Origin of the sequence: Pseudomonas sp. NFPP24 (genome assembly GCF_900112095.1) — a bacterium.
GTDB classification, from domain to species: Bacteria; Pseudomonadota; Gammaproteobacteria; order Pseudomonadales; family Pseudomonadaceae; genus Aquipseudomonas; species Aquipseudomonas extremorientalis.
On sequence record NZ_FOKD01000006.1, the window covers coordinates 172,820 to 184,312 of the forward strand.

Below are 11,493 nucleotides of genomic sequence, written 5' to 3' on the forward strand. Positions count from 1 at the left end.
AATATGCCATCACCGCCGATGCCTTTTCAGCCATTTAACGCCAGTTGCAACATTTGCACGACCTAATTCGACGGTTTCACGCCAGTAACATCGCGCCTGGGCCAGTGCTTGGGTACAATTCCACGCTAATTTGATCGGTATCAGGAACACTTACATGATCGCTTGCCTGCGGCTGCTCTCCGCCCTCTGCCTCGCTGCCTTATTGGCCGCGTGCGCCAGCTCGCCCTCGTCCAGCCTTGGCGACCTTCCACGGACCCCGGACGCCAGTATCGAGCAACTGCTCGAACAGGCCACTACCGCCAAGACGCCAGAAAAGGCTGCGTTGCTGCGCCTGAGTGCGGCAGACATGGCCTACAAGCAGAACAACCCTGGGCGTTCGTCGCAGATTCTTGCGCAAGTGCCCCTGGATGTCCTCAAGCCCGCCGCGCAAGTATTTGCCAGCACCCTGGCTGCCGAACTGGCCATGACGCGCAACCAGCCCAAGGCGGCGCTGACTGCCTTGAGCCACCCGAGCCTGCAAAACCTGAAGGACCTGCCGCCCGAACAGCAGATCCGCACCGCCAGCGTACACGCCCGCGCTTATGAAGCCGACGGCCAGACCCTGGCTGCCGCCCGGGAACGTGTCGCCATGGCCCCACTGCTCACGGGTGATGCCGCCAACAACAACCACGAAGCCATCTGGGCCTTGATTGCCGCCGTGCCGGCCGAACAGCTGCAAGCCAGCGGCAATCCGGTGCTGGATGGTTGGATCACCCTGGCCCAGTCGGTCAAGGGCGCCGGTACGCTGGAGCAGCAACAGGCGGCCATCGACACCTGGCGCGCACAGAATCCGGGCCACCCGGCTGCCGTGCAATTGCCAACGCCGCTGACCAAGCTCAAGGAACTGGCCAGCCAGCCTCTGAACAAGATCGCCTTGCTGCTGCCACAGGACGGCCCGCTGGCCTCCGTCGGCAAAGCGCTGCGTGAAGGTTTCATGGCGGCGCACTACCAGGCCGAACAAGCCGGGCAGAAGCCGCCGGTCATCGAATTCTATGACAGCTCACGCCTGACCTCCCTCGACGACTTCTACGCCAAGGCCCAGGCCGCCGGTGTGCAATTGGTGGTCGGCCCGCTGGAGAAGCCTTTGGTCAAACAGCTCAGTGCCCGCCCGCAATTGCCGATCACCACCCTGGCGTTGAACTACAGCGAGACTGATCGCAGCCCGGCGCAACTGTTCCAGTTCGGCCTGGCCGCTGAAGACGAAGCCCGCGAAGTGTCGCGCCGCGCCCGTGCCGACGGCCTGCATCGCGCGGCTGCCATGGTTCCGCGTGGCGAATGGGGTGAGCGTGTCTACAAAGCCTTCCGCCAGGACTGGGAAGCCAATGGCGGCCAGGTCATGGGGGTTGAGTATGTCGATCAGCCCGTCGCCCTCGCCCAGCAAATTGCCGATCTGTTCCAGCTGCGCAAAAGCGAAGGCCGCGCCAAGAGCCTGCAAAGCACCGTCGGCACTGATGTCGCTGCGCAGCCGTCGCGTCGCCAGGACATCGAGTTCATCTTCCTGGCCGTGACACCGCAACTGGCCCAGCAGATCAAGCCGACCCTGAACTTCCAATATGCCGGCGACGTGCCGGTATACGCCACGTCCCACGTGTTCAGCGCCAGCGGCGACAAGAACCAGTACCTGGACATGACCAACGTGATGTTTTGCGAAACGCCCTGGTTGCTCAACACTACCGACCCACTGCGCAACCAGGTAGCCGCACAATGGCCACAAGCCAATGGCAGCCTCGGCCGCCTGTACGCGATGGGCGTCGACGCCTACCGCCTGGCGCCGCGCCTGGGGCAACTCAAGGCGCTGCCAGACACCCGTGTCGACGGCCTGTCGGGCAACCTGGGTATCAGCGCCAACCAGCGCGTTGATCGCCAGATGCCTTGGGCCAAGTTTGTCGGTGGCGAGATCCAGCGCCTGCCGGACACTCCGCGCTGATGCCCGAGCGGTCCACTGCACAAAGCGGCAAGGACGCCGAACTGCAAGCCCTGGAGTATTTGCAACAACAAGGTCTGCGCCTGCTGGCGCAGAACTGGTTATGTAAACGCGGTGAGCTTGATCTGGTCATGCTTGACGGCGATACAGTAGTATTCGTCGAAGTCCGCTACAGAAAACACGCACAATGGGGTGGCGCGCTCGCCAGTATCGACGGGCGCAAGCGTCAGAAGCTGATACTCGCCGCGCAGTTTTTCCTGCAAAAAGAGCATCGCTGGGCCGACGCCCCCTGCCGTTTCGATGTGGTTGCCATAGAAAGCACACCGTCTGGTCAGGCTGATCTGAACTGGCTCAAGAATGCCTTCGACAGCTGATTCGCCGGACATCTTCACCACACACTTTTGCTCTTTGCTTTGCGGGCTGCACATTCCTGTGCCAAACAGCCGCGCTACTTAAGGTCACACAGATGGACATGCAATCCCGAATTCGCCAGCTTTTCCAGGCCAGTATCGACACCAAGCAACAGGCGATGGACGTACTTGCACCGCACATCGAGCAAGCCAGTCAGGTCATGGTCAACGCCTTGCTCAACGAGGGCAAAATGCTTTCGTGCGGCAACGGCGGTTCGGCCGGCGATGCCCAGCATTTTTCGTCCGAGCTGCTCAACCGCTTCGAGCGTGAGCGCCCAAGCCTGCCAGCCATTGCCTTGACCACCGACTCGTCGACGATCACCTCGATTGCCAACGACTACAGCTACAACGAAATCTTCTCCAAGCAGATTCGCGCCCTGGGTCAACCGGGTGACGTGCTGCTGGCGATTTCCACCAGCGGCAACTCGGCGAATATTATTCAAGCGATCCAGGCCGCACATGATCGCGAAATGATTGTCGTAGCATTGACCGGGCGCGATGGCGGCGGCATGGCCTCACTGCTGTTGCCTGAAGACGTGGAAATTCGTGTCCCGGCCAATGTCACCGCACGTATCCAGGAAGTCCACCTGCTGGCGATCCATTGCCTGTGCGATCTGATCGACAGCCAACTGTTTGGGAGTGAAGAATGACCGTTAACCGCCTCAGCCTTTTGGCCATCACCCTGTGCCTCGCTATCAGCGGCTGCAGCACGGCCATCACCGCGACTCGTGACACCCCTATTCAGGATGACAAGGGCACCCGCACTTTCGGCAGCAAGATCGATGACTCGCTGATCGAAACCAAGGTCGAGGTCAACGTTGCCAAGGCCGCGCCAGACCTGGGCAATGGCGCTTCGCGCATCGTCGTGACCAGCTTCAACGGCGTCGTACTGCTCGCTGGCCAGACGCCACGCGCCGACCTCAAGGCCCAGGCCGAGCAAGCCGCCGCTGCCGTGCAGCGCGTGAAGAAAGTGCATAACGAATTGCAGGTGATGGACCCGATCACCCTGCTGGCCATCAGCAACGACGCCCTGCTGACCACCAAGATCAAGGCGCAGATGCTCACCGATAACGCGATCCCTGGTTCGCGCATCAAGGTCGTGACCGACAACGGTATCGTCTACCTGATGGGCCTGCTGACCCAGGCCGAAGCCACTCGCGCAGCCAACCTGGTGCAAGGTGTGTCCGGCGTGCAGAAAATCGTGAAGGTGTTCGAATACATCGATTGATGTAATCACGCAGCCACAAAAAAGGGCGCCTTTCACAGGCGCCCTTTTTATTAGCGAATGTTTACTGGTACTGCGAGTACGGGTTGCCCTGGAACTGGTTGTTCTGCTGTGGCGCCTGTTGCTGAGCACCTGGCTGGCCGTACTGCTGGCCCGGGATCGGGCCGAGGTTGACTTCCACACGACGGTTCTGGGCGCGGCCGTTGACGTCGGCGTTGCTGGCAATCGGGTTATCCGGGCCGGCACCGCGTGCGCTCAGGTTGGCACCGTTGACGCCCTGGGACGTCAGGTAGTTGGCTACGCTCTGCGCACGACGCTGGGACAGGTCCATGTTCAACTGACGACTGCCCGTACTGTCGGTATAACCGACGATCTGGATCGTGTTCTGGTTGAACTGCTTGAGCGAGTTGGCCAGGTTGTTCAACGGCTGGTAGAAGCTGCTGGAGATCGCGTCCGAGTTGGTGGCGAAGGTGATGTTGCCCGGCATGATCAGCTTGATCTGGTCGCCCTGGCGCTGAACTTCAACCCCGGTATTGGCCATGCTCTCGCGCAGTTTCTTTTCCTGCTGATCGGCGTAGTAGCCGTAACCTGCTGCGCCGGCACCTGCAACCACGGCACCGATCAGCGCGCCCTTGCCACGGTTGTTATGGTCGATGGCCGCACCCGCCAGTGCACCGGCCAGGGCACCCAGGCCGCCGTACTTGGCGGTCTTGCTCATACCGCCGGATTCATTACTCGCCTGTCCCTGGCTGCTGCCGTCATAAGGATTAGGTGATGCGCAGCCGGATAACAGGGCTACGGCGGTAGCAACAACAAGCAGACGACGCGAAGTGAACATGAAGGAAGCTCCTACTTTTGCATTCTATGGTGCAAAGGACATTGGCAATGGACCTGTGCCGAGTTTGGAACACGACAAACGGCAAAAATTCCGTCGCTACAGCAACCGTAGCAGACGCACGCTGAACACAACCTGAGTTTTTGCTGCAACGCTTGCCTCTGACAGAACAGCCCTACCCGGCAATTAATCTGTCACGCCCGTACAAAAGGGTTCTCACGCATTTCATCACCCAGTCGAGTATCCGGGCCGTGCCCGGTCACCACGGTCGCCCCCTCATCCAGCGTGTATAGCCGCTGCTTGATCGAACGCACGATGGTCGCCTGGTCGCCGCCCCACAAATCCGTACGCCCGATACCACGTCGGAACAGGGTGTCGCCAGCAATCAGCAGCTTGGCATCGGCAAACCAGAAGCTCATCGAGCCCGGCGTATGCCCCGGGGTGTGCAATGCCACGCCACACCCGCAGGCCAACTCTTCATCATGTTCCAGCCAGCGGTCTGGCGAAGGCACCGGGGTGTAGGGCACGCGAAACATCTGGCATTGCATTTCCAGATTGTCCCAAAGGAATTGATCCTCTTTGTGCAAGTGCAAGGTGGCACCGGTCTTCCCCTTCAACTGGCCGGACGCCAGGAAGTGATCCAGATGGGCATGGGTATGGATGATACTGACCACCTTGAGGCCCAGGGCATCGAGCCGCGCCAGGATCAGCTCATGGTTGCCGCCCGGGTCGACCACGATGGCCTTTTTGCTGATGGGGTCGCCGATGATGGTGCAGTTGCACTGCAAGGGGCCTACGGGGAAGGTTTCGCGAATCAGCGTGGGAGCCGTGAGCGTCATGGGTGAGCCTCTGAATCGTGATCAATGCAATTAAACTATAGTTCCGAGCCCTGTATCGCCAGAATAATTGCACTTTACAAAGAAATAGAAGTGCTATTATTTTGCACTTCGCACCAAAAAGTGCAGGAATAATAGCATGGCAAAAAAAGTCGCCCCATTGCTACCCACTACCGAGCACCTGCTTTCGGATTTCGGCGAGCGGATCAAACTTGCGCGCCTGCGCCGAAAAATCACTGCCAAGCAAGCAGCTGAGCGCGCCGGCATGTCCCAGATGACACTTCGAGCCTTGGAGCGGGGCTCTTCAGGAAGCACGATGGGTGCTTACCTGGCGATATTGCAGGTGCTGGGCCTCGAAAAAGACCTTAACGCCGTCGCAGCGGACGATGAACTGGGTCGACATCTGCAGGATTCAACACTGCTAACGGGCAAGGCATCAGCGTCGCGCAGGAATAAGCCGATGGAGTCAGAGAAAGTTACAAGAAACAAAGCCACCGCCCGCAAGAAGCCACTACCGTCAAAGCCTACGCCCCCTCCCGACAAGGGCACGATCAGCAGCGACGCACTGGCCGCACTGATCCCACCACGGCAAAGGACAGACACGTAATGACCATGATTGGGGTTTATGCCGACTGGGAAGGTATCGACGGCCCCCGGCGCCTTGGTTGGCTGCACGCAAGAAAAACCCGGGTGACCGAAAAGTTCGAGTACGAAAGCGACCCTCTGGCATTGCAAGACCGGGCGCTGAACGCCGTTCGGATCGACCCGGGCATCGGCCCCTATGCAGGCGCTCAGTTCCCTGTTGAGGGGCGAAACATGTTTGGTGTCTTCAGCGACTCCTGCCCGGATCGCTGGGGGCGATTGCTGATGAAACGACGCCTGGAACGCGACATCCGCGACGGACTATACGACGCGAATACTCGGCTCGGCGAGTCGGACTATCTGCTTGGCGTACACGATCTCTTTCGCGCCGGCGCCCTACGCTACCGGCTGAACGATACCGGCAGTTTTCTCGATGATCAGGACACCATTGCCGCGCCGCCTTTTGTCGAGCTGCATACGCTGGAAAGAGCCAGTCGCGAGCTGGAAAACGACCCGGATAATCGGGCCCCAGAAGGCCGGCAATGGCTACGCATGTTGATTGCACCCGGCGGCTCCCTGGGCGGTGCACGCCCAAAAGCCAGCGTCGCCGACCACGACAACCATCTATGGATCGCCAAATTTCCCTCGACCCGCGACACCTACGATGTGGGCGGCTGGGAGCTGGTCGTCAACGCCCTGGCCAAGGCCTGTGGCCTGAAGGTCGCCTCGGCGATCGGCAAGCGCTATGCCAGCGAGTTTCATTGCTTCATGGTCAAACGTTTCGACCGGACGGCTGCAGGCGGCCGTCTGCACTTTGCATCCGCCATGACGCTCACTGGCCGAGTCGATGGTGACGACGCCAGCTCGGGCGCTAGCTACCTGGAGCTGGCTGAAGTGCTGATGCGCAGCGGCTCGAATACCGACCAGGATCTGCAAGAGCTGTGGACGCGCATCGTGTTCAATATCCTGGTTTCAAACACCGACGACCACTTGCGTAATCATGGCTTTATCCTGGAGCCAGGCAACGGATGGCGCCTTTCGGATGCGTATGACTTGAATCCCACGCCACTGGGAGATGGCCTGAAACTCAATATTACCGAATACGACAATGCGCTGGATCTGGAACTGGCGAGAGAAGTCGCCGGTTTCTTCCGTGTGAACCTCGGGAAGGCGGATGAAATCATCGCTGACTGCATCAACTCAGTCAGCCATTGGAGGACCGTGGCTCAGGCGGTTGGTCTTTCACTGCGAGAACAAGACTACATGGCTGCGGCTTTCGCAAAAGCCCAGGCCTAGCCGATCAACCTCAGCTCCTGCGCCCGTGCCACCGCCTGAGTGCGCCGCTCAACACCCAGCTTGCTGTTGATGTGGCTGGCGTGGGTCTTGACCGTGTGCAGGGAGATAAACAGCCGATTACTGATCTCCTGATTGGAACAGCCCTGAGCGATCAGTTGCAGCACCGCCAGCTCCCGTGCGCTCAAGGCTTCATGGATCGACACTGTCTCCACCACCGAGGCGACGGGCAACAGCGCCAGCAGGCTCTCGTTCAAGAGGGCATGGGGATCTCTGGCGAGTTGCTCGCGCATCCAGTCCGGGTGGTTTTCCAGCAGACGCTGGAAGGGTTGCAACGCGCCACCGGCCCCCGCCTCCAGCGCCTGTGCCAGCAGCGGACGCGCCTTGGCCTCCTGGCCGCTGTCCAACAGTAAATGCGCCTGCTGGGTCAGCGCCATGAGGGCGATCATCTGGCGCCCGCTGCTATGCGCCTGCTGCGCCAGTTCATCAAGGCGTTGCAGCGCCGCAGCGGGCTGGTGGCGCGTGGCGTCCAACGCAGCCTGTTGCAACCCGATATGCTGGGGCAGGTGCGGATGGAATTCTGGCGCGGCGGCGGCGTGTTCGCCGTTGTAGGTCTGCCCCAGGCGGGTCAGCCAGGCGTCGGCCAGGTCGGTGCGGCCCTGGGCCAACCACAGCTCGCACTTGATCAGGGTAATCATCGCCAGGTAGTAGATCGGTGGCACGTCCCAGATATGCATCAGGCGCTCCGCCTCGGCAAGCTCGGCGAACGCCGTGGCGAATTGACCCCGACGCCCTTCGAAACTGGCGATCACGCAATGACCGATCAACACGCTGATATCGCGGCAAGCCCGGGCTTCGGCGAGACCGGCGCGCAAGCGAGCGAGACCGGCTTCAGGCTGGAGGCGCACCAACAGCAAAAAACCTTCGTAGAGCGACAACCGCGCACGCACCGCGTACAAGCGCTGCGGCGCCAGGCCATGCAGGCGCTGCAAGCCCTGGCGCACTTCATCCAGGGAACGCAGGATTTCACCGCGCGCCTGCAACACCCGCGCACGGTCATAATGGGCCAGGGCCTCGAACAACGGGTTGCCGACCCGCTGCGCCAGTTCCAGGGATTCGCGATTCAAACCACGGGCGCGCCATAGGTCGGCATCGACGATGGCCAGGTTGGAGAGCGTCGACAGGCACATCAGGCGCTGGCCGTAACGCCGTTGCGGTAGGCTTTCCAACGCTTCGCTGCAATAGCGTTGGGTCAACTCACGATCCCCCCTGCCTCGGGCGATGATCCCGCTGAGCGCCAGCCACTGGGCCAGCATCGACTTTTGCGCGGTGGCCGACGGTGCCGGCAGGAAGCGACTGAGGTAACTGGACAATTCTTCCGCCGCGTCCAACTGGCAAGCCAGGCCCAACGCCCAGCTGTACAGCACGATCAAACGTGGCGTGCTGATCAGCAGACTGTCGGGCAGGTCCATTTTCCAGCGCAGCAACATGCCCACGTTTTGCTCGGCCAGCAGTTGTTCTTCGGACAGGTTCTGTACCAGGTTGGCCGCCACATCCAGGTGGCCGGCGCGCAACGCCTGTTCCACCGCCTCATCGATCAAGCCCTGGGCGTTGAACCAGCGGCACGCACGCAGGTGCAGGCTGGCGGCCGGCAGTACATGGCTGCTGGCGCGCCGCGTGCGCAGCAGGTCGGAAAACAGATGGTGATAACGGTACCAGTGGCCCTGCTCGTCCAGCGGCACCAGAAAGACTTGGTGGGCTTGCAGGTAACGCAGGATTTCGGCGCTGTCGTGGGCTTCACGCACAGCATCACAGAGTTCGCTGCAAAAACGATCCTGCGGGGCTGTATCGTACAAAAACGCCTGTACTTCGGCCGGCAGACAGTCGATCACTTCTTCAAGCAGATAGTCGCGGATCAGCCCTTCCCCGCCATTCAGGCTTTGCGGCAAGGTGCCGTCGCTACCGGCCTCAGAGGCGGCCAGCAACCAGAAGCGCAGGCCGGCGACCCAGCCTTCGCTGCGGCGGATCAGGTTGTCGAGGGCTTCGCCGCGCAGGGAGTTGCTGTGGCGATCCAGCACCGCCAGGGATTCGTCGTGCGTCAGGCGCAGGTCCTGTTCATTCAGTTCCAGCAGGTGGCGCGATAGACGCAGCCGCGCCAGATGCCAGTCCGGACGTTGGCGACTGGTCACCATCACCACCAGACCATCGGGCAGATGATTGAGGAAAAACTGCAGGCAGCGGTCAAGCACCGGCCCTTGGGCCAGGTGATAGTCATCCAGTACCAGCAACAGCGGCGCACGGGTGGACAGGTGCACGGCCAGCTCGTCGAGCAGGCCGTCCAGCCATTCTTCAAAGGCAAAGGGTTGATGACGCTGGCGCATTTTCAGCAAGCCCAGGGACTGGGCGCCGAGTTGCGTGAAGAATTGCTGCAAACCATCGAGCAGACGCTCGAGGAAACGACCGGGGTCGTTGTCCCGCGGACTCAGGCCCAACCACAGGCTTTGCCAATGGGCCGGCAGGCTCTGGCAGAACTCCACCGCCAACGAACTCTTGCCGAACCCGGCCGGCGCGCTGACCAGCAACAGGCGCCCGTCCAGCCCGGCGCTCAGGCGTTCGCACAAGCGCGGTCGCAGCACGTAGCCGTCAGGCAGGGGTGGCCTGTAGAAGCGACCTTCCAGGGTCGGGATTACCGCACTGGCAGGCCCTTGGATTCGGGACAGATCAGTCATCGCCGGGCTCTTGTAGAAGGCTGTGGTCGGCATTGCAGATGTCCGCAGACTAGCGGTAAAAGCGGCAGGTTTGTAGATCTTTGCTACAAATGACTGAAAAAGAACTGCGACAAAAAATGTGGGAGGAAGCTTGCCCCCCGATGGCGGCGGATCAGTCAATGCACTGTTTGACTGTCACACCGCTATCGGGGGCAAGTCGAATCGTCGCACCGCCCCTCCCACATTGAGTTACGCGTGCAGCTTAGCGAACACCATCCTGGCGCAGGGCCGCCGGGGTGAAGTCGCTGGTGGTCGCAGTGAAGCCGAAGTCATACGCCTGCTTCTCTTCGTTCTTCATGCCCAGTGCCAGGTAGCGGCCGGACTGCAGATCGTAGAGGGTTTCCAGGGCGTACCACGGCACTTGCTTGTCGTAGTAGTTCTCGGCATGGGCTTCGGCGACACGCCACAGTTGGCCACGGCCGTCGTAGTGGTCAATGACCGCTGCTTGCCAGGTGTCTTCGTCGATGAAGAAGTCACGCTTGGCGTAAATGTGGCGCTGGCCTTCCTTCAAGGTCGCGACCACGTGCCAGACACGGCGCAGCTCGTAGCGAGCCAGGTCCTGGTTGATGTGGCCGGCCTTGATGATGTCGGCGTACTTGAGCTTGGGATCGTCGATCTTGTAGCTGTTGGAGGCGATGTAGATCTCTTTCTTGCCTTCCAGCTTCCAGTCGTAGCGATCCGGCGCACCGTTGTACATGTCGAGGTTGTCGGAGGTACGCAAGCCGTCGGCCGCAGTACCCGGGCCGTCATAGGACACTTGCGGCGCCCGGCGCACACGGCGCTGGCCGGCGTTGTAGACCCACGCCGAACGCGGCTCCTTCACCTGGTCCAGGGTTTCGTGCACTAGCAGCACACCACCGGCCAGACGCGCCGGCGCGGTCACTTGCTGCTTGAAGTAGAACAGCACGTTGCCCGGGTTTTTCGGGTCGAAGTCTTTCATCTTGTCGCGGAACACAAATTGGTCGCGGAAGTACACCAGGCTGTAGGAACCGTTGGTTTGCGGCGTGGCCTGGGTCACCAGGCGGGTCACGCTGCCACCGCGATAGCGGGTGATGTGGTTCCAGATCACCTCGACGCCGCTTTTGGGAATCGGAAACGGCACGGCGGTTTCAAAGTTTTCCAGGCCGTTGCCGCCGGACACCAGGTTGGTGGTGGTGGCGTTCTTCTTGATGGCCGCAAACACATCCGCCGGCACTGTGGCGCCGCGATGGGTCGGGTAGACCGGCATCTTGAAGGTTTCCGGGTAGCGCTTGAACATCGCGTACTGCCCCGGCGCCAGCTTGTCCTTGTATTGCTCGACGTTCGCTGCAGTGATGGTGAATTGCGGTTGCTCACTGGCGTACGGGTTAGCCAGGAACCCACGGGCGTCGACGGCGCCGGCGTTGGTGGGCAGTGGCGACCACTTTGGAATGGTGCCGGCAGCGTTGCCGGCCATTTCGGCGCCCATCGGGGTCAGGGTCGTGCCCAGCTTGGCAGCTTCATCCGCCGAGACTGCCGCCATGACGTTACTCGCCAGGATCGACAGCCCAAGCACACCCACGTGCAACAGACTTTTGGTTATTTTCATGTTCTGGTCTTCCT

At 61.0% G+C, this 11,493-nt stretch carries 10 protein-coding genes; 6 read left to right on the forward strand and 4 right to left on the reverse strand.

The window, feature by feature from the left end; translation table 11 throughout:
- Positions 1–154 precede the first annotated feature (154 nt).
- From BM026_RS14725 to BM026_RS14740, 4 genes are all read left to right on the forward strand, one after another.
- Positions 155–1,966 (forward strand): penicillin-binding protein activator, encoded by a 1,812-nt coding sequence (locus BM026_RS14725; protein WP_071491180.1) that lies wholly within the window; start codon positions 155–157, stop codon positions 1,964–1,966.
- Positions 1,966–2,337, forward strand: a complete 372-nt coding sequence (locus BM026_RS14730) for a YraN family protein (protein WP_093119777.1) — start codon at positions 1,966–1,968, stop codon at positions 2,335–2,337. Before BM026_RS14725 ends, BM026_RS14730 begins: the two co-directional genes overlap by 1 nt.
- Positions 2,338–2,429: 92 nt before the next feature.
- Complete coding sequence (locus BM026_RS14735) at positions 2,430–3,023, forward strand: phosphoheptose isomerase (RefSeq protein ID WP_007904374.1); 594 nt, start codon at positions 2,430–2,432, stop codon at positions 3,021–3,023.
- Positions 3,020–3,601, forward strand: a complete 582-nt coding sequence (locus BM026_RS14740) for a BON domain-containing protein (RefSeq protein ID WP_012722284.1) — start codon at positions 3,020–3,022, stop codon at positions 3,599–3,601. The genes BM026_RS14735 and BM026_RS14740 overlap by 4 nt, the downstream gene beginning before the upstream one ends.
- Before the next feature lie 61 nt (positions 3,602–3,662).
- On the opposite strand, the gene BM026_RS14745 is transcribed toward BM026_RS14740, so the two are convergent.
- Together BM026_RS14745 and BM026_RS14750 are read right to left on the reverse strand one after the other, a co-directional pair.
- A complete protein-coding gene (locus BM026_RS14745) occupies positions 3,663–4,436 on the reverse strand; it encodes a YiaD family glycine zipper/OmpA-like lipoprotein (RefSeq protein WP_058422961.1) in 774 nt (257 codons plus the stop codon).
- 191 nt (positions 4,437–4,627) lie between these two features.
- Positions 4,628–5,272 (reverse strand): MBL fold metallo-hydrolase, encoded by a 645-nt coding sequence (locus BM026_RS14750; protein ID WP_093529152.1) that lies wholly within the window; start codon positions 5,270–5,272, stop codon positions 4,628–4,630.
- 136 nt (positions 5,273–5,408) lie between these two features.
- Here BM026_RS14750 and BM026_RS14755 point away from each other — a divergent pair, with 136 nt between their 5' ends.
- Both BM026_RS14755 and BM026_RS14760 read left to right on the forward strand, forming a co-directional pair.
- Positions 5,409–5,876 carry a helix-turn-helix domain-containing protein gene (locus BM026_RS14755; protein WP_092240778.1) on the forward strand — a complete coding sequence of 156 codons (468 nt, stop codon included), beginning with the start codon at positions 5,409–5,411 and terminating at the stop codon, positions 5,874–5,876.
- Positions 5,876–7,147, forward strand: coding sequence for a type II toxin-antitoxin system HipA family toxin (locus tag BM026_RS14760; protein WP_093512461.1), 1,272 nt, complete (start codon positions 5,876–5,878; stop codon positions 7,145–7,147). The genes BM026_RS14755 and BM026_RS14760 overlap by 1 nt, the downstream gene beginning before the upstream one ends.
- On the opposite strand, the gene BM026_RS14765 is transcribed toward BM026_RS14760, so the two are convergent.
- Positions 7,144–9,873, reverse strand: a complete 2,730-nt coding sequence (locus tag BM026_RS14765; RefSeq protein ID WP_093529155.1) for a winged helix-turn-helix domain-containing protein — start codon at positions 9,871–9,873, stop codon at positions 7,144–7,146. The genes BM026_RS14760 and BM026_RS14765 overlap by 4 nt on opposite strands.
- 241 nt (positions 9,874–10,114) lie before the next feature.
- Positions 10,115–11,479 (reverse strand): DUF1329 domain-containing protein, encoded by a 1,365-nt coding sequence (locus tag BM026_RS14770; RefSeq protein WP_025855569.1) that lies wholly within the window; start codon positions 11,477–11,479, stop codon positions 10,115–10,117.
- Between the last annotated feature and the right edge of the window lie 14 nt (positions 11,480–11,493).